Annotated in this window: 20 protein-coding genes; 18 read left to right on the top strand and 2 right to left on the bottom strand. The window is 69.6% G+C overall.

The genetic code is table 11. The annotated features are described in order from the left end of the window. Positions 1 to 5313, bottom strand: a complete 5313-nt coding sequence (locus ACSEEN_RS02820; RefSeq protein WP_440712258.1) for a glutamate synthase-related protein — start codon at positions 5311 to 5313, stop codon at positions 1 to 3. A 281-nt stretch (positions 5314 to 5594) separates the two neighbouring features. On the opposite strand from ACSEEN_RS02820, the gene rpmE reads away from it, so the two are divergent. From rpmE to ACSEEN_RS02900, 16 genes are all read left to right on the top strand, one after another. Further along, positions 5595 to 5807: a 50S ribosomal protein L31 gene (gene rpmE, locus ACSEEN_RS02825; RefSeq protein WP_247867166.1), complete on the top strand. Its 213-nt coding sequence runs from the start codon at positions 5595 to 5597 to the stop codon at positions 5805 to 5807. 138 nt (positions 5808 to 5945) lie between these two features. Further along, positions 5946 to 7016 carry a peptide chain release factor 1 gene (prfA, locus tag ACSEEN_RS02830; protein ID WP_298446617.1) on the top strand — a complete coding sequence of 357 codons (1071 nt, stop codon included), beginning with the start codon at positions 5946 to 5948 and terminating at the stop codon, positions 7014 to 7016. Next, a complete protein-coding gene (gene prmC, locus ACSEEN_RS02835; protein ID WP_440712259.1) occupies positions 7013 to 7918 on the top strand; it encodes a peptide chain release factor N(5)-glutamine methyltransferase in 906 nt (301 codons plus the stop codon). The genes prfA and prmC overlap by 4 nt, the downstream gene beginning before the upstream one ends. After that, a complete protein-coding gene (locus tag ACSEEN_RS02840; RefSeq protein ID WP_440712260.1) occupies positions 7915 to 8586 on the top strand; it encodes an L-threonylcarbamoyladenylate synthase in 672 nt (223 codons plus the stop codon). Before prmC ends, ACSEEN_RS02840 begins: the two co-directional genes overlap by 4 nt. Beyond that, positions 8583 to 9824 (top strand): serine hydroxymethyltransferase, encoded by a 1242-nt coding sequence (gene glyA, locus ACSEEN_RS02845; protein WP_440712261.1) that lies wholly within the window; start codon positions 8583 to 8585, stop codon positions 9822 to 9824. Before ACSEEN_RS02840 ends, glyA begins: the two co-directional genes overlap by 4 nt. A 10-nt stretch (positions 9825 to 9834) precedes the next feature. Further along, on the top strand, positions 9835 to 11016 hold the full coding sequence (locus tag ACSEEN_RS02850; RefSeq protein WP_283255283.1) for a glycosyltransferase family 4 protein: 1182 nt from the start codon (positions 9835 to 9837) through the stop codon (positions 11014 to 11016). 23 nt (positions 11017 to 11039) lie between these two features. Beyond that, a complete protein-coding gene (locus ACSEEN_RS02855; protein WP_247867170.1) occupies positions 11040 to 11531 on the top strand; it encodes a Cg1360 family ATP-synthase-associated protein in 492 nt (163 codons plus the stop codon). A gap of 210 nt (positions 11532 to 11741) precedes the next feature. Then, complete coding sequence (gene atpB, locus ACSEEN_RS02860) at positions 11742 to 12563, top strand: F0F1 ATP synthase subunit A (protein ID WP_298446630.1); 822 nt, start codon at positions 11742 to 11744, stop codon at positions 12561 to 12563. A 102-nt stretch (positions 12564 to 12665) separates the two neighbouring features. Next, on the top strand, positions 12666 to 12914 hold the full coding sequence (locus tag ACSEEN_RS02865) for an ATP synthase F0 subunit C (RefSeq protein WP_247867171.1): 249 nt from the start codon (positions 12666 to 12668) through the stop codon (positions 12912 to 12914). A gap of 14 nt (positions 12915 to 12928) precedes the next feature. Then, a complete protein-coding gene (locus tag ACSEEN_RS02870) occupies positions 12929 to 13504 on the top strand; it encodes a F0F1 ATP synthase subunit B (protein WP_440712262.1) in 576 nt (191 codons plus the stop codon). A gap of 101 nt (positions 13505 to 13605) precedes the next feature. Then, entirely contained in the window at positions 13606 to 14421 is an 816-nt protein-coding gene (locus tag ACSEEN_RS02875) for a F0F1 ATP synthase subunit delta (RefSeq protein ID WP_440712263.1), read from the top strand. Positions 14422 to 14479: 58 nt separating this feature from the next. Then, positions 14480 to 16117, top strand: coding sequence for a F0F1 ATP synthase subunit alpha (gene atpA, locus ACSEEN_RS02880; protein WP_247867174.1), 1638 nt, complete (start codon positions 14480 to 14482; stop codon positions 16115 to 16117). Between the two features lie 2 nt (positions 16118 to 16119). After that, positions 16120 to 17079, top strand: coding sequence for a F0F1 ATP synthase subunit gamma (locus tag ACSEEN_RS02885; RefSeq protein ID WP_440712264.1), 960 nt, complete (start codon positions 16120 to 16122; stop codon positions 17077 to 17079). Between the two features lie 29 nt (positions 17080 to 17108). After that, entirely contained in the window at positions 17109 to 18554 is a 1446-nt protein-coding gene (gene atpD, locus ACSEEN_RS02890) for a F0F1 ATP synthase subunit beta (RefSeq protein ID WP_371308461.1), read from the top strand. Between the two features lie 9 nt (positions 18555 to 18563). Further along, positions 18564 to 18941 carry a F0F1 ATP synthase subunit epsilon gene (locus tag ACSEEN_RS02895; RefSeq protein WP_247867177.1) on the top strand — a complete coding sequence of 126 codons (378 nt, stop codon included), beginning with the start codon at positions 18564 to 18566 and terminating at the stop codon, positions 18939 to 18941. Positions 18942 to 19046: 105 nt separating this feature from the next. After that, positions 19047 to 19499 carry a DUF2550 domain-containing protein gene (locus ACSEEN_RS02900; protein ID WP_247867178.1) on the top strand — a complete coding sequence of 151 codons (453 nt, stop codon included), beginning with the start codon at positions 19047 to 19049 and terminating at the stop codon, positions 19497 to 19499. A gap of 14 nt (positions 19500 to 19513) precedes the next feature. On the opposite strand, the gene ACSEEN_RS02905 is transcribed toward ACSEEN_RS02900, so the two are convergent. Then, complete coding sequence (locus tag ACSEEN_RS02905; protein ID WP_247867179.1) at positions 19514 to 20104, bottom strand: cob(I)yrinic acid a,c-diamide adenosyltransferase; 591 nt, start codon at positions 20102 to 20104, stop codon at positions 19514 to 19516. A 35-nt stretch (positions 20105 to 20139) separates the two neighbouring features. Between ACSEEN_RS02905 and murA the strand changes: the two genes are divergently transcribed. Then, positions 20140 to 21396 (top strand): UDP-N-acetylglucosamine 1-carboxyvinyltransferase, encoded by a 1257-nt coding sequence (murA, locus tag ACSEEN_RS02910; RefSeq protein ID WP_247867180.1) that lies wholly within the window; start codon positions 20140 to 20142, stop codon positions 21394 to 21396. A 153-nt stretch (positions 21397 to 21549) separates the two neighbouring features. Further along, a complete protein-coding gene (gene mdo / locus ACSEEN_RS02915) occupies positions 21550 to 22821 on the top strand; it encodes an NDMA-dependent methanol dehydrogenase (RefSeq protein WP_247867181.1) in 1272 nt (423 codons plus the stop codon). The last annotated feature ends 90 nt before the right edge of the window (positions 22822 to 22911 follow it).

The raw sequence follows: 22911 nt of genomic DNA on the forward strand, positions 1-22911 counted from the left end.
CTACCTCGGGGCGGCGACAGCCGCGGGGTCGGTGGACGAGGCCGGCGCGGGAGGGCGCATGGCCTCGGCGATGTCGGGTACGGCGCGGGTGGCGAACAGTTCGGCGAAGCTCGTGAGTTCGCCGAGCACCTCCCGGTTCCGCGCGTCCTGCAACAGGAGCCAGCCGTAGGTCGCCGGCGCGTCCATCGACCGGACGTTGCGCAGCGCGAGCGCCTGCTTGTAGTCGGTGACCCGTTTGGCGCCGATGAGCGCCGCGAGGTGCTCGGCCGGGTACTCGGCCAGGATGTCCCGCGCGTACCGGGCCACCCGGCCGAGCAGATCGAAGTCCTCGGTCAGGACCAGATTGCGGGCCGCATGCGCGACGGTCTTGTCGTTCGCCGTCAGGCGGGTGCCGTGCCGCGACTTGCGCAGGCGCCGCGCGGCCACCTCCCGGGCGAGCTCGAACACGGTGAAGGCGGCGAGGAGAGCGTAGGTGGCCTCGTCGTCGGTGTGCCCGAACGCCGGCACCGCGCCGTCGATCACCGGGACGCCGGTCCGGGCGCCGCGCTTGAGTGCGCGGACCTGGTCGACGGCGATGGCGCCGGACAGTTCGTCGAGCAGCTCGCGACGATCCAGCGTCGCCATGATCGTCGCCGAATCCTGGTGCACGACGAGCGCTCTCGGCATCGCGTAGGTGATGTAGTGCCGTTCGGTCTCCCAGTTCTGGAGGAGGCGCGTCGCGAGCCGCGAGCCGGTCGCGTCGGCGTGCCACTGCACGAGCTGGAACACCGCGGCGTGGTGCAGCGCCGCGAACGGGTCGTCGACACCGGTGATCGAGCCGAGGATGACCGAGTCGGCGCTGACATACTCGTCCACGCGGCACGCGGGGTCGTACTGGTAGAGGAAGCCGCCGCTCATCCCGTTGGCCAGGCCCTTGCCGTAGCCGCCGAGATTGAGCACGGCCCCGCCGGTCATGTACTCGCAGCCGTACTCGCCGAGCCCCTCGACCACGGCGGTCGCTCCGGAGTTCCGCACGGCGAAGCGGTCGCCGGCCTCACCTTCGACGAACAGCCGCCCGCCGGTCGCGCCGAAGAGCGCGAAGTTGCCCACCAGCACGTTTCCGCCGGCCGACGTCGAACCGCCGCCGGGCGACGAGATCACCACGGTGCCGCCGGACATCGACTTGCCGACGCCGTCGTTGCAGGTGCCGCTGTGCGTCATGCGCAGGCCGTCGTTGCAGAAGGCGGCGTACGACTGTCCCGCCGAACCCGTCGTCGGGATCGTCACCGCGTCCGGTGCGAGGTAGCGCCGCCCGCGCTCGTCGTGCAGCACGGCGGTCAGGGCGTCGGCCCGTTCGGCGTCGAGTTCCCAGTTGAGGAGGCGTTCGAGGTCGATCGCCAGCCGGCCGCCGACGCTCTTGTCGCGGTTGCCCAGGTGCACGGGCTCGGTGACGACGGTGCCGGAATTCCGCTCGACGAGGGCGCCGCGGACCTGCTCGAGGAGCGCGTCGTCGACGCGGAAGTCGGCCTCGTAGTAGATCGGCTCGTCGATCACCGACTCGGGAACGACGGCGAGCAGTTTGTCCGGGCGAATGGTGCCGACCATCGCGGGATGGTCGATCACGCTGAGCAGGTCGGCCCGGCCGCGGGCCTGACGGAGGCTGCGCAGCCCGAGGCCCGCGAGGATCTCGCGGACATCGGCGGCCACGTTCAGCAAGTACTGCGCCATCGCGCGCGGATCGCCCTCGAAGAGTTCGGGATTGGTGGTGAGGCCGGCCGGGCACTTGATGTTGCAGTTCTTGGCCATCACGCAGCCGATCGACATGAGCGCGGCGGTGCCGAACTCGAAGCTGTCGGCGCCGAGCAGAGCCGAGACGACGACATCGCGGCCCGTCTGGTGCGCCCCCGACGCGCGCAGGATCACCTTCTTCCGCAATCCGTTGGCGCACAACGCCTGATGCACCTCGGCGAGGCCGATCTCGGCGGCCCGGCCGGCGTATCGCAGGCTGGTGACCGCGGCGGCACCGGTGCCACCGGTGTTGCCCGCCACGTTGATGACGTCGGCGCCGGCCTTCGCCACGCCGACGGCGATCGTGCCGATGCCCTCCGATGAGACCAGCTTCACGATCACGCGCACGCGGGCGGCCTTGCAGTCGTGGATCAGCTGGGCCAGGTCCTCGATCGAGTAGGTGTCGTGGTGCGGGGGCGGCGAGATCAGCTCGACACCCGGGGTGCCGCCGCGGGCCGCGGCGATCTCCACCGTCACCTTGGCCGCCGGCAGCTGACCGCCCTCGCCGGGCTTGGCGCCCTGGCCGATCTTGATCTCCAGTTCCCGCAGGTTCGGATCGGCCAGGTAGCCCGCCCAGATGCCGAACCGGCCGGAGGCGAACTGTTTGATCGCCGAGGCCCGCAGGGTGCCGTAGCGGGAGATGTGCTCGCCGCCCTCCCCGCTGTTGCTGAGGGCGCCGACCATGTTGGTGCCGTGGGCGACGGCCTCGTGCGCCGCCGCCACCAGGGCGCCGTGGCTCATCGCGCCGGACGCGAAGGCCGGGGTGATCTCGTGTGCGGGCATCACCAGCTCGAGCGGCATCGCGTCCCCGGCGGGCGCGATCGCGAGCACGTCGCGGACCGTGGACGGCCGCTCGGCACGCGCCGCGGCGATGTCGGCGGCGAACGTGCGGTAGGCGTCGGTGATCGCGAATCCGTCGATCTGCTCGTCGGTGAGCCGGTCGTAGCCGCTGCCGTCGTAGACCTTCGCGGTCAGCCCGAACGCGCTGTTCAGTTCGGCGAGGGTCAGCGTCCGCAGAGCGTCCGGGGCGCCGGCGCCCACCGCGTCGGGCGAATCGCGCTCGGCGCCGTCGTAGGTGAGCCCGGCGGCGTTCATCTCCTCCCAGCGGCGGACGGCCGTCGCCCCGAACGAGTGACCGGCGCCGTCGGCGCGCTCCTTGAAGAGGCCGAGCAGCGGCAGGTCGCGGTCGCCGGTGAGCTCGCCGGTCATCGCCGCGGTGTGGGCGGCCACGAGGGCATCCGCGATCGGGGCCAGGCCGACACCACCGGCGGGCGAGGTCATGGTGCCGAACCACCGGTGCAGGTCGGGGTCGTCGGTGTCGAGGAAGTTGGGTTCGAAGAACTCGCCGCCGATGTAGCTCTCGACGGTGCACAGGCCGACCCGGCCCATGGTCTTGCCGAGCGACTTCTCGGCCGCCTTGCGCCACCGATCGAACGCGGCGCCGGCGCCGTCGGGCCCGAACACGTCGACGGCTCGCCGCAGCACGGTGTGCGGATGCACGGCCGACGCGCCGAAACCGAGCAGCAGCGCCAGGTGATGGCTCGATTCGACCTGGCCGGAGTCGACGACGATGCTCACCCGCAACCGCAGACCCGCGGCGATCAGGCGCTGGTTCACGGCCGACACGGCGAACACCATGGGGAGGGCCATCGCGTCCGGTCCGATACGCCGGTCGGTGAGTACCGCGATGCCGCCGGCGGTGCCGGCGAAGGCGACCACGTCGTCGCACAGCGTTTCGATGGCGGCGGAGAGCGCCGCCGCGCCGCCGGCCTCGCCCGGCACCGGCGACGTCGCGTCGAATTCGGCGACCGGGACCCGGCGCTGGGTCGTCAGGACGTCGAGCTGGTCGCCGGAGATCACCGGCGAGGTGAGCACGATCTGGCACGACGTCGCGGACTCGTCGCCGCGCGCGCGGGCGGAGGCGAAGACCTGCGGGCGGGCACCGAGCGCGACGCGCATGGTCATGGCGTCGGCTTCCCGAATGCTGTCCAGCGGCGGGTTGGTCACCTGCGCGAACCGCTGGCTGAAGAACCGCGCGACGCTCGGCTCCCGATCGGTCAGCGCGTTGATCGCGAGTCCGAAGCCCATCGCCGAGATCAGTTCCCCGCCGGTCTCGATCATCGGATCGAGGAAGAAGCGGAAACTCTCCTGGTCCAGGTAGTACGCGCGGTAGCGCTGGTGATCGGTCAGCGTCGTGGCCGGTGGGGTCTGCCGGGGCCCGTCGACTCCGGTCAGTTCGGCGAGATCGACCTTGGCGGCGGCGAGCAGCGCGGGGTAGTCGGCCGCGGCGGCGAGCTTCTCGTACACCTCGTCGGTGGTGTACGTGCGCTGTTCGCGGTGGTCGTAGTAGATCATTCCGCCCGCGCGGACGCGGCCGCGGGAGAGGACCGTCGACGGTTCGATGTCGATCTGTCCCGCCTCGGAGAAGACGCAGAGGTAGTCGGCGGTCTCGACCGAGCGGAGCGGGCGCAGGCCGAGCCGGTCCAGGCGGGCGCCAATCACGGTGCCGTCGCCGAACACGACGGCCGCGGGACCGTCGTTCTTCTCCTCGTAGAGCGAGAAATACTCGAACATCGCGCGGACGCGAGGGGAGAGGGTGAGGTCGTTCTCCCAGGCCGGCGGCATCATCGAGACGATCGCGGTCACCAGGTCGAGGCCGTCCTCGATGACGCGCGTCGCGACGGTCTGGTCCAGCCGTGAACTGTCGGACTGACCGGGCGGCCGGACGACGGTGCGCCGCGCGGCGGCGGCCGCGGTGGTCTGGGCGATCCGGTTCTTCTTGTCGGTGTTCAGCTCGCCGTTGTGGGCCAGGTAGCGGAACGGCTGCGCCATCGTCGGATGCGGATCGGTGTTGGTGGAGAAGCGCGTGTGGAAGTACAGGGTGTGCACGGCGTGGTCGGGGTCGGCGAGATCGACGAAATAGTCGATCACCTCGTGCGACGAGAGCCGGCCCTTGAGGACCTGGGTGCGGGCCGACAGGGAGAGCGGGTACAGGCCGGTCAGCGCCGGGTCGGCGTAGCCGATCGCCTCGATGTGCAGCAGCGCTTCCTGGACCAGCAGGTCCAGGCCGGCCGGGCTCGGGCACGGATCCGGGGCCGCGAACACCCACTGGCGGATGGGCAGCTGGGCCGCGGGCCCGGCCGGCGGCAGCGCCGAATCATCCACCGGCACCTCGCGGTCGGCGAGGACGGTGAAGCCGCGATCGGTCATCGTGGAGGTGATCAGGCGTGCGGCCTGCGCGGCCGCGGCGTCGTCGCCGGGGAGAAAGAAGTTGCCGACGCAGAAGCGGCCGAGCCGCAAGTCGCGCTGACCGGTGATCTTCCGGAAGAAGGCCTGCGAGAGGTCCATCGAGACGCCGCCGCCGTCGCCCACGCCCTCGGCGTTGATGCCGCCGCGGTGCGGCACCGAGCAGAGGGCCTCGGCGGCCATGGTGATCACGTCGTGGCTCTGCACGCCGTCCTTGCGGGTGATGAAGCCGACGCCGCAACTGCTCTTCTCGCCCGCCGGATCCCACAGGGTCGCGGCAGCAGTGGATTCGGGTCGCAATGGACTCACCTCGCAGACAGGGATACCCGGGATACGGGCATGGGGCCGGTGGGCGCTGCGACGGTGAAGCGACACACGTGTGAACTGAACTTAGCTTAGGCAACACTAAGTAGAAATGAAATGTCCGTCACACTCCGGTCGTCCCGGCGCCGCGCGGCGAGTCGCTCGATTTCGCCCGGCCCGACGGCCTGTGGAATAATCGATCGGTCAGTCCGGTTCCGGTTCACATCGGGGTCTTCGCACCGATGACCCGGCGACCACAGAGATTAAGGACCCAGCGCATGAAGCAGCAGATTCATCCCGAGTACGTGGCGACGACCGTCGTCTGCGGTTGCGGTAACACCTTCGAGACCCGGAGCACCGAGAAGGACGGACGGATCAACGTCGAAGTCTGCTCGCAGTGCCACCCGTTCTACACCGGTAAGCAGAAGATTCTCGACACCGGCGGCCGCGTGGCCCGCTTCGAGAAGCGGTACGGCAAGCGCCAGAAGTAGCTCGCAGACGACGCCCGGCTCACGATCGTTCCGATCGCAGGCCGGGCGTCGTTCGCATCTACTTCCATTTCGACAGGCTCAATGAGCGGCATCACAACGACTCAATGAGCGGCATCACAACGATTGAGAGCAACACCAGTGAGCAGGCAGGCAACCGCGATCGACGACGTCCTCGCCGAGCACGCCGGTCTCGAGCAGCAGCTGTCCGATCCGGCGCTGCACGACGATCCGGCCAACGCCCGCCGCGTGGGCAAGCGCTTCGCCGAACTCGCGCCGGTGATGGCCACCTACACCAAGCTGACCGCGGCCCGCGACGACCTCGAAGCCGCGCGTGAACTGGCCGAGGCCGACCCGGCGTTCGCCGAGGAGGTCCCCGGGCTGGAGGAGACCGTCGCCGAACTCGACGCCGCTCTGACCGATCTGCTGGCCCCGCGCGACCCGCACGACGGCGACGACGTGGTGCTGGAGGTCAAGTCGGGTGCCGGCGGCGAGGAATCGGCGCTGTTCGCCGCCGACCTGGTCCGCATGTACCTCAAGTACTGCGAGAAGCGCGGCTGGAAGACCACCGTCCTCGGCGTCACCGAGTCCGACCTCGGCGGCTACAAGGATGCGACCCTCTCCATCAAGGCGCGCGAGGCGAGCCGGGACGGGGTCTGGTCGCGCCTGAAGTTCGAGGGCGGTGTGCACCGAGTGCAGCGCGTGCCGGTCACCGAATCGCAGGGGCGCATCCACACCTCCGCGGCCGGTGTGCTGATCTATCCCGAACCCGACGAGGTGGCCGAGGTCGCCATCGACGAGAACGACCTGCGCGTGGACGTCTACCGCAGCTCCGGCAAGGGCGGCCAGGGCGTCAACACCACCGACTCGGCGGTCCGCCTCACCCACCTGCCGACCGGCATCGTCGTGACCTGCCAGAACGAGCGCTCCCAGCTGCAGAACAAGGCCCGCGCCATGCAGGTGCTGGCCGCCCGGCTGCAAGCCGCCGCCGAGGAGGAGGCCGCGGCCGAGGCCGCCGCCGGCCGCGCCGCGCAGATCCGCACCGTCGACCGCTCCGAACGCATCCGGACCTACAACTTCCCGGAGAACCGCATCACCGATCACCGCATCGGCTACAAGGCCAACAACCTCGACGCGGTCCTGGCCGGCGACATGGACGCGCTGCTCGGCGCCCTGGTCGAGGCCGACAAGCAGGCCCGCCTGGAGCAGTGAACGGCTCCGTGATCTCCGCCTCGGCGCTGCGCGCGGCCGGGACGGCCACCCTCGCGCGGGCCGGTATCGACTGTGCCGCGGTCGACGCCGCCTGGCTGCTGGCCCACGTGCTCGGCACGCAGCCCGGGCGGCTGCTGCTGATCGACGACGTCGACGCCGCCCGGCGCGCCGAGTACGAGGCCCTGATCGCGCGCCGCGCCGAGCGCATCCCGCTGCAACATCTGACGGCGACCGCGCACTTCGCCGGCGTCGAACTCGCCGTCGGGCCCGGGGTGTTCATCCCGCGTCCGGAGACCGAACTGCTGGTCGAGTGGGCCGCCGGGATCTGCGCACGCGAGCACTCCGGGGCCCAGACGATCCGCATCGCCGACCTCTGTTCGGGGAGCGGGGCGCTGGCGCTGGCGATCGCCACCGCGGTGCCGCGGGCGCGGGTGATCGCCGTCGAACGGTCGCCGGAGGCGCTGGCGTATCTGCGGCGCAACGTGGCCGCGCAGCCCGGCGGCGTGTTCGAGCGGGTGCGCGTCGTCGCCGGCGATGTCACCGATCCCGGGGTCTGGGAACTGATCGGGCCGCGGCAGGTGATCGTCAGCAATCCGCCCTATGTCCCCGCATCGTCGCCGGTGTCGCCGGAGGTCGGTCACGACCCGGCCGAGGCCGTCTTCTCGGGGGAGAGCGGCATGGACGTGATCACCGCGATGGTTCCGCTGATCGCGGGGTCCCTGGTGCCCGGCGGCGCGGTCGCCATCGAGCACGACGACACCACCGGCGGGCGTACCCGGGACGTCTTCGGGGCCGATGGCGCCTTCACCGAGGTCGCCGGCCACGACGATCTGGCCGGCCGCCCCCGATACGTCACCGCGCGACGACGCCCGGTGACCGCCGTGCAAGGATGGAACGCGTGAGCGCCGTCTACGACTGCAGTGACCCGGACGAACGAGCAGCCGGATTGCACGCGGCGGTCGGCGCCGCGCGCGGCGGTCGCCTGGTGGTCCTGCCGACCGACACCCTCTACGGCATCGGCTGCGATGCGTTCGACGCCGAGGCGGTCGCCTCGCTCCTCGCCGCGAAGGGCCGCGGTCGTGACATGCCGGTGCCGGTCCTGGTCGGCTCCTGGCACACCGTCGACGGCCTGGTGCAGCGCGTCAGCCCGCAGGCCCGCGCGCTGGTCCAGTCGTTCTGGCCCGGGGGCCTGAGCATCGTCGTCGAGCAGGCGCCGTCGCTGGCGTGGGATCTGGGCGACGCCGACGGCACCGTGATGCTGCGCATGCCGCTGCACCCGGTCGCCATCGAGGTGCTCCGCGAGGTGGGACCGATGGCCGTGTCCAGCGCGAACGTGTCCGGCGGCGCGCCGTCGTCGACCGTGGCGCAGGCCCGCGACCAGCTCGGCGACTCGGTGGCGGTGTACCTCGACGGCGGGCCCGCCGAGCACGCGGTCGCGTCGACCATCGTCGATCTGACCGGCGAGATCCCGCAGGTGCTGCGTGAGGGCGCGGTCTCGATCGACGAGATCGCCGACGTGCTCGACCTGCCCGTCGCCGACCTGCGCCCCGCGAAGGACGACGCGCGGTGACCGGAGCGAACCCGAACGACCCGCTGGCCGCCGCCGATCCGGCGATGGCCGCCCTGATCGACCGCGAACAGCAGCGCCGCCGCCGCGGGCTGCCACTACTCGCGGCCGAATCGGTCGCCACCCCGGCGGTGCGCGCCGCCGTCGGCTCGGTGCTGGCCGACAAGTACGCCGAGGGCTACCCGGGGCGCCGCTACCACGCCGGCTGCGAGGTGGTCGACGAGGTGGAGGAGCTGGCGCTGGCGCGGGCCCGCGACCTGTTCGGCGCCGACTACGCCAACGTGCAACCGCTGTCCTGGGTGCTGGCGAATCTGGCCGTCCTGGCCGCGTTCGCCCAGCCCGGCGACCCGCTGCTGTCGCTCAGCCTGCGGCACGGCGGCCACCAGACGCACGGCTCGCGCGCCAACTCCTCGGGCCGCTGGTTCACCGTGGTGAACTACGGCGTCCGCGAGGACACCGAACAGATCGACTACGAGAAGATGCACGAGCTGGCGATGATCCACCGCCCGCGCATCCTGGTGGCCGGCGGCACGTCGTACACGCGGACCTGGGACTACGCCCGGCTACGGGCCATCGCCGACGAGGCCGGCTGCATCCTCTGGGTCGACGCGGCCCACCTGGCCGGACTGGTGGCCGGGGGAGTGCTCGAGTCTCCCGTGCCCTACGCCGACGTGGTGACGGTCGCGACCAACAAGGTGATCCGCGGACCGCGCGGCGGCCTGCTGCTGGCCCGCGAAGAACACGGCGGGGTCCTGGACCGCGCCGTCTTCCCGTTCCTGCAGGGCGCGCCGCCGATGCACGCCATCGGCGCCAAGGCCGTCGCCTTCGCCGAGACCGCGACCCCCGGCTACCGGGACTACGCGTCGTCGGTCGCGGACTCCGCGCGCGCCCTGGCGAGCGAACTCGCCGACCGCGGACTGCGGCCCGTCGCCGGCGGCACCGACACCCACCTCGGCATCGTCGAGGTCACCGCGCTGGGCATCACCGGGCGCGAGGCCGCGGTCCGGCTCGCCGCCTCGGGCATCTACGTCGACAAGGCCGTCACCCCGTTCGATCCGGCGCCCGTCGCGCAGGGCTCGGCGATCCGCTTCGGCACGGCCGCGGCCGTCGCCGAGGGCCTGACCTCCGCGGATGCGCCGGCCGTCGCCGACCTGATGGTCGCCGCGATGCACACCCCGGCCGACGATCACGCGCGACACGAGGCGCTGGCGCAGCAGGTCGCGGCGCTCGGTGCTCGGTAGCCTGGGCATCGTGACTGGACCCGGAAGCGGCGTGGGGCTGCTCGCGCTCGACGCTGTCGGGGGCGCCGGTGTACCGCTGCGCGAACTCGGTCTCGTCGCCCTCACCGCCACCGGGATCACCTACCTGCTCACCTCCCTGGTCCGCGTCTTCGCGGTGCGGGCCGGCGCAGTCGCCGTCCCGCGCGAACGCGACGTCCACGTGATCCCCACCCCGCGGCTCGGCGGCGTCGGCATGTACGCCGGGGTGGTCTGCGCGGTCACCCTGGCCTCACAGCTGCCCGCCCTGAACCGCGGCTTCGCCTACTCGCACGACATGATCGCGGTGGTCACCGCGGGCCTGGTGATCGTGCTGGTCGGCGTGATCGACGACCGGTGGGGGCTGGACGCGCTGACCAAGTTCGTCGGTCAGCTCACCGCGGCCGGAGTCCTGGTGGTGATGGGCGTCAGCTGGAATTCGCTGTACGTGCCGTTCGCCGGGATCCAGACGGTGGTGCTCGACCCGCTGCAAGCGGGACTGCTGACCGTCCTCATCACCGTCACCACCATCAATGCGATGAACTTCGTCGACGGGCTCGACGGCCTGGCCGCCGGGCTCGGCCTGATCGCGGCCAGCGCGATCCTGATCTTCTCGCTTGGTCTGCTGCACGATCAGGGCGGCGACGTCAGCTACTACCCGCCCGCGCTGATCACCGCCGCGCTCGCCGGGGCGTGCCTGGGCTTCCTGCCGCACAACTTCTCGCCGGCCCGGATCTTCATGGGCGACTCCGGGGCGATGCTCCTCGGACTGATGCTGGCCGCGGCGGCGACGAGTGCGTCCGGCCGCCCGGCGCGCAGCGCCTACGGCACCGCGGACCTGTTCACGCTGCTCTCGCCGCTGGTGCTGGTGGCCGCCGTGATGTTCATCCCGATACTCGACATGGTGATGGCGGTGATCCGCCGCACCCGCGCGGGCGTCGGCTTCTACACCCCCGACAAGATGCATCTGCACCACCGGCTGCTCGAACTCGGGCACTCGCAGCGGCGCGTCGCCCTGCTCATCTACCTGTGGGTCGGGGTGCTGGCGTTCTCGGTGGCCGCGTGCACGCTGTTCTCCCCGCTGACCGTGGCACCGTTCTTCGCCGCCGGTCTGCTGATCGCCCTGACGGCGACCTTCGCGCCCCGGATCCGGCGGCGCCGACTCGCCAGCCGCTAGGGGAGTGCCCTAGCCTGGTCGGCGTGCCCAGCAACAGCGATAGCCCCGAACCCGGACCGGACGAGCCCGGTGACGTGACCGTCACCGAGACCACGTACGACTCGCTCACTCCCCTCAAGAACGGTCTGCGCTACGGCCTGTTCGGGCTGCTCGCCCTCACCCTGATCGGCCTCGCGATCTGGTGGCCGGTCAGCGGCCTGCCCGGAGTGTGGGGCGTGCTGATCGGCGCGGGTGTCGGTGGCTCGTTCATCCTGCTCACGGTGCTCACCATCATGGGTACCACCAAACTGCCGCCGTCGACGACGATGATCGCGGTGATGGGCTCGTGGTTCCTCAAGATGGTCGTGGTGCTGGTGGTGATGGCGATGCTGTCGAACATGCACTTCTATTCCAAGGGCGCCCTGGTCAGCATGCTGATCGGTGCCATCGTCGCCGTGCTGGGTTCGGAGGTGTGGGGGGTGCTGCGCACCAACCAGCCCTATGTCGATCCGGACAACGCCGACGCCGGGAAGTGACGAGTCCCACTCCGGAGCCCGCGACCTGCTACTACGCCTGATAGTAGGGGTCCGATCCGGGCGCTGGGAGGCCGGTCACCAGGGCCGGATTACCTGCACGAAGTAACCACTTGATAAAGTTCTGAGCGCACGACAACCGTCTTCGCAACGCCGTGAGGCGCTGCAGATGGTTCGTGCCCGCACAGATTGCCGATCGGACCGACAGCCGGACTGACTGTCTGGTCCCGAACACGGGAGAGAACGCTGAGCGTCATCCTTGCCGCCGCCGAGTTCCACGCGCCGAGCCTGAACGACTTCTTCCCGAAGGCCGTGGCCTTCGCGGACACCCCGTTCGCTCTCGATCGTCTGATGATCATCCGGCTGGCGGTCGCCGGCCTGGTCGCGCTCTTCTTCGCGCTGGCCATGCGCGGCGCCAAGCTGGTGCCGAGCGGTATGCAGAACGTCGCCGAATCCATGCTCGACTTCGTCCGGATCAACATCGCCGAAGAGATCCTGGGCAAGGAGAACGGCCGCAAGTTCTTCACCCTCATCGCGACGATCTTCTTCGCGACGATCTTCCTCAACCTGACGTCGATCATCCCGTTCCTGAACATCTCGTCGAACGCCCGGATCGGTATGCCGCTGGTGATGGCCGCCGTCGCCTACGTCACCTACGTCGGCGTCGGTATCCGCAAGTACGGCTTCTTCGGCTTCATCAAGTCGTCCATCGTGCTGCCGGGTGTTCCGATGGCGATCCAGCCGCTGCTGATCCCGATCGAGTTCGTCTCCACCTTCATCCTCCGGCCGTTCACGCTGACCGTCCGTCTCATGGCCAACATGCTGTCCGGCCACATCATGCTGGTGCTGTTCTTCGCGGCCACTCAGTACTTCCTGCTGAGCGGCACCTGGCACATCGTGTTCGCGCCGTTCTCGCTGATCGTCGGCGTCGGCTTCACGTTCTTCGAGCTGCTGGTCATCGGCCTGCAGGCCTACATCTTCGCGCTGCTGACGGCCGTCTACATCGACCTGTCGCTGCACGCCGATCAGCACTGACGCCCGCCGTCAGCGCCCCAGACCGCCCGACCCACCACCACAGACTGACTCACTCGCCCGCCCGGGCGGGGAGCCACCCAAGAAAGAAAAGGGAATCGCAAGATGAGCTACATCGCCCAGACTCTCGCCGACACCAAGACCACCTTCGAGGGTTCCGGCTTCGGCGCCATCGGTTACGGCCTGGCCGCCATCGGCCCGGGCATCGGCGTGGGCATCGTCGCCGGCAAGGCCATCGAGGGCATCGCCCGTCAGCCCGAGCTGGCCGGCCAGATCCGCACCACCATGTTCCTCGGTATCGCACTCTCCGAGGCGCTGGCGCTGATCGGTATCGTCGTCGGCTTCATCTTCTGATCTGAGCCATTGACATGATCAACACCACTGAACTCCTCTACCTCGCCGCCGGTGGCGGCGAAGGCTCGGAGGAAAACACGAACCCGCTGCTTCCGCACTGGTACGACATCATCTGGTCGTTGGTCGCCTTCGCCGTCGTTCTGTTCGTCTTCTGGAAGTTCGTGGTACCGATGTACCAGAAGGTGCTCGACGAGCGTCGCGAGACCATCGAGGGCGGCATCGAGCGCGCCGAGGCCGCTCAGGCCGAGGCGAACGCATCGCTGGTCGCCTACCGCGAACAGCTCGCGGGCGCTCGCGAAGAGGCGTCGGCGATCCGCGACGAGGCGCGCCAGCAGGGCACGCAGATCATCTCGGACATGAAGGCCCAGGCCACCGCCGAGAGCGACCGGATCATCGCCAACGGTGCCGCGCAGCTGCAGGCCCAGCGTCAGCAGGTCGTCGCCGAACTGCGCAACGACGTCGGTCGCCTGTCGGTCGACCTGGCCGAGAAGCTCGTCGCCACCGATCTGTCGGACGCCACCAAGCAGGCCGGCACGGTCGATCGCTTCCTCGCGGAGCTCGACGACGTCGCCGACCCGGCCGCGAAGTAAGAGTCTCGATGATGTCGGAGCAGGTGCAGGTCGGCGAACCCGGGTTCGCCGCACCTGTTGCCGTTCCGTCGCGAAACGCCACCCAAAAGGAATGTAGGTAGATGTACGCAGCATCAAGCCGTGAGGCCCTCGACGGGGCTCGGGTCGAGCTGGAAGCCGCCCTGCGCGGCGTCACGACCGACGACGCAGTCACCACCGGTGAACAGCTGCTGTCGGTCGCCGAGACCGTGTCCGACAACCGTGCGCTGCGTACCGCTCTGGCCGACTCGGTCACGCCGCCTGACACTCGCGCGGCGATCGCCCGCGAGGTTCTCTCCGGCAAGGTCACCGAGGTCACGCTGCAGACGGTGGCGTCGGCCGCCGCGCGCCACTGGTCCAGCGACGCCGACCTGGCGGACGCCCTGCTCGAGCTGGGACGCGAGTCCCTGCTGCAGGCCGCCAAGCGGGAGGGCCGCCTGGACACCGTCGAGGAGGAGCTGTTCCGTCTCGGCCGCGTCGTCAAGGAGAACACCGAGCTGGAGCAGGCCCTGTCCGACCGCACGCGGTCGCAGGCCGATCGGGCGCAGCTGCTGTCCGGGCTGATCGACGGCAAGGTCGACGACGTGACCAAGCGGCTCGCGGTCCAGGCCGTGACCACCTCCACCGAGGCGCCCGGCGATGTGATCGACGAGCTCTCCGGGCTCGCCGCCGCCGCGGGTGGCCGCAAGGTCGCTTACGTGACGTCCGCCGGTGAACTGTCGGCCGCCCAGCGCACCGCGCTGGCCGGCAAGCTGTCCGCCATCTTCGACGCGCCGGTCACCCTGCACGTCGAGATCGACCCCGAGCTTCTCGGCGGTGTCGTCGTCCGCGTGGGCGACGAGCGCATCGACGGAAGCATCGCCGGCAAGCTGGCGGCCCTGCGCCGCGGCATGCGGTGACCCCCACTAAGTACGATTCCCAGACCCTTTAGAAAGCCCAGGAAGAGCAGGCAGGAATATGGCCGAGTTGACCATCTCCTCCGATGAAATTCGGAGCGCGATCGCAAATTACACCGAGGAGGTGCGCGGGGAGGCCACTCGTGAAGAGATCGGCATCGTCACCGACACCGGCGACGGCATCGCTCACGTAAGCGGTCTCCCGGGCGCCATGGCGAATGAGCTGCTGGAGTTCCCCGGCGGAATTCGCGGCGTCGCCCTGAACCTCGACCTGGATGCCGTCGGCGCGGTCATCCTGGGCGACTACGAGAACATCGAGGAGGGCCAGGAGGTCAAGCGGACCGGCAACGTGCTGTCGGTGCCGGTCGGCGACGCCTTCCTGGGCCGCGTCATCAACCCGCTCGGTCAGCCGATCGACGGTCTCGGCACCATCGACGCCGAGACCGACCGCGTCCTGGAGCTGCAGGCCGCTTCGGTGCTGGAGCGCCAGCCGGTCGAGGAGTCCCTCGCCACCGGTATCACCGCCATCGACGCGATGACCGCCATCGGCCGCGGCCAGCGCCAGCTGGTGATCGGCGACCGCAAGACCGGTAAGACCGCGGTCTGCATCGACGCCATCCTGAACCAGAAGTCCAACTGGGAGACCGGCGACCCGACGCAGCAGGTCCGCTGCATCTACGTCGCGGTCGGCCAGAAGGGCTCGACCATCGCCGGCGTCAAGACCGCCCTCGAAGAGGCCGGTGCGATGGAGTACACCACCATCGTCGCCGCCCCGGCGTCCGACTCGGCCGGCTTCAAGTGGCTCGCCCCGTACACCGGCTCGGCCCTCGGCCAGCACTGGATGTACCAGGGCAAGCACGTCCTGATCGTGTTCGACGACCTGTCGAAGCAGGCCGAGGCCTACCGCGCGATCTCGCTGCTGCTGCGCCGTCCGCCGGGCCGCGAGGCGTACCCGGGCGACGTGTTCTACCTGCATTCGCGCCTGCTGGAGCGTTGCGCCAAGCTGTCCGACGAGCTCGGCGGCGGCAGCATGACCGGCCTGCCGATCATCGAGACCAAGGCCAACGACGTCTCGGCGTTCATCCCGACCAACGTCATCTCGATCACCGACGGCCAGGTGTTCCTGGAGTCGGACCTGTTCAACAAGGGCGTCCGCCCGGCGATCAACGTCGGTATCTCGGTCTCCCGCGTCGGTGGCGCCGCCCAGACCAAGGGTCTGAAGGACGTCTCCGGTTCGCTGCGTCTGGAGCTGGCGCAGTTCCGCGAGCTGGAGGCCTTCTCGGCCTTCGCCTCGGACCTGGACGCCGCCTCGAAGGCGCAGCTGGAGCGCGGTGCCCGCTGGGTGGAGCTGCTGAAGCAGGACCAGTACAGCCCGGTCTCGGTCGAGGACCAGATCATCTCGCTGTACCTCTGCGGTGAGGGCTTCATGGACTCGGTGCCCGTCGCCGACGTCCGCCGCTTCGAGAGCGAACTGCTCGCCGACCTGCACCACAGTGCCAAGGGCGTGTACGAGAACATCGCCGGCGGCGCCAAGAAGCTGGGCGACGAGGACAAGGCCGCGCTCGCGACCGCGACCAACAACTTCAAGACCGGCTTCATCGCCTCGGACGGCACCCGCGTCGTCGAGGCCGAGGCCGACGCGCTCTCGCCGGAGGCCGTCGAGCCCGAGACGCTGCGCGTGACGAAGAAGACCAAGTAGCCATGGCGTCCATTCGAGAGCTGCGTTCGCGGATCCGGTCGATCCAGTCGACCAAGAAGATCACCAAGGCGCAGGAGCTGATCGCGACCTCGCGGATCACCAAGGCCCAGGCTCGGGTGGCCGCTGCTCGTCCGTACTCGGACGAGATCACCAAGGTCGTGACGACTCTCGCGAGTCGTGCCAACCTGGAGAGCATTCCGCTGCTCTCTGCCCGGCACGACCCCAAGCGGGCCGCGGTGCTGGTCGTGACCAGCGACAGCGGCCAGTGTGGTGGCTACAACTCGAACGTCCTCAAGGAGACCGAGGAGCTGCTGTCGCTGCTCCGCTCCGAGGGCAAGACGCCGGTGCTGTACGTGATGGGCCGCAAGGGCATCGGGTACTACACCTTCCGCGACCGCGAGATCGCCGGCAGCTGGTCGGGCTTCTCGCAGCAGCCGGTCTTCGCCGACGGCGCGCCCGCGGTGCGTCACCTGGTCGAGGCGTTCCTGGCCGGAACCGGCGAGTTCGTCGAACTCCCGGACGGCAGCGGCCAGATCGAGGGCGTCGACGAACTGCACATCGTGTACACGCGGTTCGTGTCCATGCTGTCGCAGCAGCCGGCCGTGCGCCGGATGGCGCCGATCGACGTCGACTTCGAGCTGGAGCGGCTGAACCTCGGGGAAGACATGCTCGACGAGCGGCCGGGCAACGGTGTCCAGGCCGACATCGAGTTCGAGGGCGACGACCCCGACACGCTGCTCGACGCGCTGCTGCCGAAGTACGTGGCCGCGCGGATCTTCGCCGCGCTGCTCGATTCGGCGGCGTCGGAGAGTGCTGCGCGTCGTACCGCCATGAAGGCCGCGACCGACAACGCGACCGAGCTGGAGAAGAACCTGAGCCGGCAGGCCAACGCGGCCCGCCAGGCGCAGATCACCCAGGAAATCAGCGAGATCGTCGGCGGCGTCGAAGCGCTCGCGCACTGACAAGACATATCGAGGAAAGAGAAGAAACCATGACTGCAGCAGTCACCGACCCGACCGCGGCCGCTTCGGCGACCGCCGGTCGTGTCGCCCGGGTCATCGGCCCGGTCGTCGACGTCGAGTTCCCGCGCGGCGCCGTGCCCGACCTGTTCAACGCCCTCCACGCCGAGATCACCCTCCCGGCCGTGGCCAAGGTGCTGACCCTCGAGGTCGCCCAGCACCTCGGCGACAACGTGGTGCGCACCGTCTCCATGCAGCCCACCGACGGCCTGGTCCGCGGTGCCGCCGTCACCGACACCGGCAAGCCGATCTCGGTGCCGGTCGGCGACGTGGTCAAGGGCCACGTGTTCAACGCGCTGGGCGACTGCCTGGACGCGCCGGGCACCGGCCGCGACGGCGAGCAGTGGGGCATCCACCGCAAGCCCCCGGCCTTCGACCAGCTCGAGGGCAAGACCGAGATCCTGGAGACGGGCATCAAGGTCATCGACCTGCTGACCCCGTACGTCAAGGGCGGCAAGATCGGCCTGTTCGGTGGTGCCGGTGTCGGCAAGACCGTTCTCATCCAGGAGATGATCACCCGTATCGCGCGTGAGTTCTCCGGCACGTCGGTGTTCGCCGGCGTCGGTGAGCGCACCCGTGAGGGCACCGACCTCCACCTCGAGATGGAGGAGATGGGCGTCCTCCAGGACACCGCCCTCGTGTTCGGCCAGATGGATGAGCCGCCGGGGACGCGTATGCGCGTCGCCCTCTCGGCCCTGACCATGGCCGAGTACTTCCGCGACGTGCAGCACCAGGACGTGCTGCTGTTCATCGACAACATCTTCCGCTTCACCCAGGCCGGTTCCGAGGTCTCGACCCTGCTGGGTCGCATGCCCTCGGCGGTGGGTTACCAGCCGACGCTGGCCGACGAGATGGGTGAGCTGCAGGAGCGGATCACCTCGACCAAGGGCCGGTCGATCACCTCGCTGCAGGCGATCTACGTCCCCGCGGACGACTACACCGACCCGGCGCCGGCGACCACCTTCGCCCACCTGGATGCCACCACCGAGCTCTCGCGGCCGATCTCGCAGCTGGGTATCTACCCGGCCGTGGACCCGCTGACCTCGACCTCGCGCATCCTCGAGGCGTCGATCGTCGGCGACGAGCACTTCCGCGTCGCCAACGAGGTCAAGCGGATCCTGCAGAAGTACAAGGAACTGCAGGACATCATCGCCATCCTCGGTATGGACGAGCTCTCCGAAGAGGACAAGGTCACCGTCGCGCGGGCCCGTCGTCTGCAGAAGTTCCTCGGCCAGAACTTCCTGGTCGCCGAGAAGTTCACCGGCCAGAAGGGCTCCGTGGTGCCGCTCGCCGATACCATCGAGGCATTCGACCGCGTCTGCAAGGGCGAGTTCGATCACCTGCCCGAGCAGGCCTTCAACAGCTGCGGTGGGCTCGACGACGTCGAGGCCGCTGCCGCCAAGATCGCCGGAAAGTAGTCACGGACCATGGCTGACAAGACCTTCCAGGTGGACGTGGTCTCGCCCGATCAGGTGCTGTACTCGGGGAGCGCGACGTTCCTGCGGGCACAGACGACGGACGGCGAGGTCGGAATCCTGGCCAGCCACGCGCCGATCTTCGCCGAGCTCGCGCCCGGCGGGGCCGTGGTGGTCACCGAGGCCGACGGCAGCAAGGTCGCGATCGCGGCGCAGGGTGGTTTCCTGTCCGTCACCGGCACCGAGGCCAAGGTGCTCGCCGAGTCGGCACAGCTCGCCCGCGAGGTGGACGTCGAGGCCGAGCGCGCGGTGCTGGAGTCGGCCGAGGAGGGCACCGAGGAGTATCTCGCCGCCCGGTCGCGTATCCGCGCGGTCGACGCGCTGAGCTGATCCCGGCGAGTCCGCAATGATGTACGCCACCAGCCGTCCCGGCCTCCGGGGCGGCTGGTGGCCGTTTTTCTCCCGTATCCGCTGTTCCGAGACGAGGTGACGCCCATGCCGTGGTGGTTCTGGTTGATCGTTGTCGTCGTGGTCGGCGGTGTGCTGCTGGCGGCCGGACTGGTCCATCGGGTTCAGGAGGTGCGCCGGGCGGGTACCCCGGTGCTGCTGCGCCGGCTGCCCGCCGCGCAGGATCAGGGCTGGCGGCACGGTTCGGTGCACTACACCGACGAGGCGCTCGTCTACTACCGGCTGACGGCCCTGCTGCCGGGACCGACCGAGACGCTGTCGCGGCGCGGGACCGAGCTGATCGGGCGCCGGGCGCCGGCGGGCACCGAACTCGAGATCATGGAGCCGTCGATGGCGGTCCTCGAACTGCGGGTGACCGAACGCGGGCGCGGGGTCACCGAATACGAGATCGGGATGGATCCGGTACTGGCGACGGCGTTCCTGTCGTGGCTGGAGGCGCGCCCGCCGAGCCGGTCACGGCGACGTCGTTCGGCGCCGTAACGCACCGCTCCGGGTCATCGGGTGCGGCCCTCGCCCGGGACCCATTTCACGTCGGTCGTGCCTGCGCGCACGTTCGCGACCCGGGCCAGGATGAACAGCAGGTCGGACAGGCGGTTCAGGTACTTGGCCGGCAGCACCGAGGTGTGGTCGGGATTCTCGTGTACCGCGCTCCACGCCGCGCGCTCGGCGCGCCGGGTGATCACCCGGGCCTGATGCAGCAGCGCGGCCAGCGGAGTGCCGCCGGGCAGGATGAACGAGTCCAGGGGAGTGAGCTCGGCACCGAAACGGTCGCACCAGCCCTCCAGGGCGTCGATGTACTCCTCCTCGATACGCAGCGGCGGGTACTTGGGATTCTCGACGACCGGGGTGGAGAGGTCGGCGCCGGCGTCGAACAGGTCGTTCTGCACGGTGGCCAGCACGGCCGCGATGTCGGCGGGGACGTCGCCGCCGAGGGTGAGGGCGAGACCGATCGCGGTGTTCGCCTCATCGCAGTCGGCGTAGGCGACCACGCGCGCATCGGTCTTGGACACCCGGGAGAAATCGGACAGTCCCGTGGTGCCGTCGTCGCCGGTCCGCGTGTAGATCTTCGTCAGGTGTACGGCCATGGGTGCCAACCTACGCCGCCGGTTAAGCTACTTCGGTGAGCGATCGCTATTTGGTGACGGGTGGGGCGCGGCTGTCGGGCGAGGTCGTCGTCGGGGGAGCGAAGAACAGCGTGCTGAAGCTGATGGCGGCGTCGTTGCTGGCGCACGGCCGCACCGTGCTGACCAACGTGCCGGAGATCGCCGATGTCCCGCTGATGGCCGACGTGCTGCGCGGTCTGGGCGCCGAGGCGCAGATCGAGGGCGACACCGTGGTGATCGACGCGCCGGAGGTGCCCGAGTTCCACGCCGACTTCGACGCGGTGAAGCAGTTCCGCGCGTCGGTGTGCGTCCTCGGTCCGCTGATGGCCCGCTGCAAGCGCGCCGTCGTCGCGCTGCCGGGCGGTGACGCGATCGGTTCGCGGCCGCTCGACATGCATCAGTCGGGGCTGCGGGCGCTCGGGGCGACCAGCGCCATCGAGCACGGGTGCGTCGTCGCGCAGGCCGATCACCTGCGGGGCGCGGCGATCTCGCTGGAGTTCCCGTCGGTCGGCGCCACCGAGAACATCCTGATGGCCGCCGTGCTGGCCGAGGGCGTCACCACCATCGACAACGCGGCGCGCGAGCCGGAGATCGTCGACCTGTGCGAGATGCTGATTCAGATGGGCGCGCGGATCGACGGCCTGGGCTCCTCGACGCTGACGGTGACCGGGGTGGCGCGGCTGAGCCCGACGCGGCACCACGTGGTCGGCGACCGGATCGTCGCCGGCACCTGGGGGATCGCGGCGGCGATGACGCGCGGCGATGTGACCGTGCGCGGGATCGACCCGCAGCATCTGGCGCTGGTGCTGACCAAACTCGAACACGCGGGCGCCGCGGTGGAACGCTACGACGACGGTTTCCGGGTGCGGCAGGATGCGCGGCCGCGCGCCGTGAACACCGCGACGCTACCGTTCCCCGGCTTCCCGACGGATCTGCAGCCGATGGCGATCGGGCTGGCGACGATTTCCGAGGGCATGTCGTTGATCACCGAGAACGTCTTCGAGGCCCGTTTCCGCTTCGTCGAGGAGATGGTCCGCCTCGGTGCGGACGCGCGCACCGACGGGCACCACGCCGTCGTCCGCGGCATCGAGGAGCTTTCGAGTGCACCGGTGTGGTCGAGCGACATCCGCGCCGGGGCCGGGCTGGTGCTGGCCGGGCTGGTCGCCGACGGCGTCACCGAGGTGCACGACATCGAGCACATCGATCGCGGCTACCCGCACTTCGAGCAGAACCTCCGCAGCCTCGGCGGCACCATCGAGCGCGTCACCGGGTAGCCGTCGGGACACCTGGCCGGTCGGACAGGTGGGTGTCCTGACCCGAGGGGCCGACCCTGGCCACGACGGGTCAGGGACCCTTGTTGTGTCCTATGTCATCGCTGAGTCTGGATGTGTTCCACACAACCCGCTGCGATACAGGAGACATCCGCGATGGCAATCGAGCTGAACCAGATCTGGGACTTCCCGATCAAGGAGTTCCACCCCTTCCCCAAGGCCAAGCTGGGCGTCGGCGCACACGACATGATCGGCGTCGAGGCCAAGGACCTCGGCATGACGCGCGTGCTGCTGATGACCACCGGCCTGCGCGGCTCGGGGATCATCGACGAGCTCAAGGGCAAGATCGAATATCAGGGCGTCGACGTCGTCGTGTTCGACGAGGTCGAGTCCAACCCCAAGGACTACAACGTCATGGACGCCGCGGCGCGGTACCAGGAGGAGCGCTGCGACGGCATCATCTCCGTCGGCGGCGGGTCCAGCCACGACGCCGCCAAGGGCGCCCGCATGGTGATCGCGCACGACGGCCGCAACATCAACGAGTTCGAGGGCTTCTCCAAGGCCACCAACAAGGAGAACCCGAAGCACATCGCGGTCTCGACCACCGCGGGCACCGGCTCGGAGACGTCGTGGGCCTACGTCATCACCGACACCTCCGATATGGATCATCCGCACAAGTGGGTCGCCTTCGACGACACCTGCCTGGTGGATCTGGCGATCGACGACCCGCTGCTGTACTACTCGTGCCCCGAGCACTTCACCGCCTTCTGCGGTTTCGACGTGCTCGCGCACTGCTCCGAGCCGTACGTCTCGCGGCTGGACTTCGCGCCCTCGCTCGGTAACGCCAAGTACGCGATCGAGCTGATCCGCGACCATCTGCGCACCGCCGTCTTCGAGCCGCACAACCTCGAAGCCCGCACCGGCATGATGCACGCCCAGTACATCGCGGCGCAGGCGTTCAACTCCGGCGGCCTCGGCCTGGTGCACTCGCTGTCGCACGCGTTCAGCGCCTTCTACGACAGCCACCACGGGCTCAACAACGCGATCGCGCTGCCTCGCGTGTGGGAGTACAATCTGCCCGCCCGCTATGAGCGTTTCGCCGACATCGCGCGGCTGCTCGGCGTGGACACCCGCAACATGACCACGGTGCAGGCCGCGGACGCCGCCGTCGAGGAAGCCATCCGCATCTCCAAGGACGTCGGCATCCCGGACAACTTCGGTCAGCTGACGGTCAACAGCTACGAGAAGAACCGGATGAACACCGGCAAGTACCACGGTCGCGGCGAGGGGGTCGACACGTCCGAGAACCAGATCCGGGCGATCTCCGAGCACATGATGGACGACTGGTGCACCCCGGGCAACCCGCGCACCTGCACCGTCGAGTCGATGATCCCGATGGTCCGGCACGCGATGGTCGACAGCTACTGAGTCCGCGCCGGGACCTCCGCTGCGCGGGGCGGATCTGCCGACCCGGCAGGTCCGCCCCGTTCTCACCGACCCCGCCTCCCCGCCACCGCG

This window comes from Gordonia marina (assembly GCF_052036135.1).
In the GTDB taxonomy this organism is placed as follows: Bacteria; Actinomycetota; Actinomycetes; order Mycobacteriales; family Mycobacteriaceae; genus Gordonia.

Excerpts from the sequence above, each read along its gene's own strand:
- ACSEEN_RS02875 (WP_440712263.1), top strand. The coding sequence starts at position 13,606 with ATGTACGCAGCATCAAGCCGTGAGGCCCTCGACGGGGCTCGGGTCGAG.
- atpD (WP_371308461.1), top strand. The coding sequence starts at position 17,109 with ATGACTGCAGCAGTCACCGACCCGACCGCGGCCGCTTCGGCGACCGCC.
- ACSEEN_RS02895 (WP_247867177.1), top strand. The coding sequence starts at position 18,564 with ATGGCTGACAAGACCTTCCAGGTGGACGTGGTCTCGCCCGATCAGGTG.
- ACSEEN_RS02865 (WP_247867171.1), top strand. The coding sequence starts at position 12,666 with ATGAGCTACATCGCCCAGACTCTCGCCGACACCAAGACCACCTTCGAG.
- ACSEEN_RS02905 (WP_247867179.1), bottom strand. The coding sequence starts at position 20,104 with ATGGCCGTACACCTGACGAAGATCTACACGCGGACCGGCGACGACGGC.
- mdo (WP_247867181.1), top strand. The coding sequence starts at position 21,550 with ATGGCAATCGAGCTGAACCAGATCTGGGACTTCCCGATCAAGGAGTTC.
- ACSEEN_RS02900 (WP_247867178.1), top strand. The coding sequence starts at position 19,047 with ATGCCGTGGTGGTTCTGGTTGATCGTTGTCGTCGTGGTCGGCGGTGTG.
- rpmE (WP_247867166.1), top strand. The coding sequence starts at position 5,595 with ATGAAGCAGCAGATTCATCCCGAGTACGTGGCGACGACCGTCGTCTGC.
- ACSEEN_RS02885 (WP_440712264.1), top strand. The coding sequence starts at position 16,120 with ATGGCGTCCATTCGAGAGCTGCGTTCGCGGATCCGGTCGATCCAGTCG.
- ACSEEN_RS02870 (WP_440712262.1), top strand. The coding sequence starts at position 12,929 with ATGATCAACACCACTGAACTCCTCTACCTCGCCGCCGGTGGCGGCGAA.
- atpA (WP_247867174.1), top strand. The coding sequence starts at position 14,480 with ATGGCCGAGTTGACCATCTCCTCCGATGAAATTCGGAGCGCGATCGCA.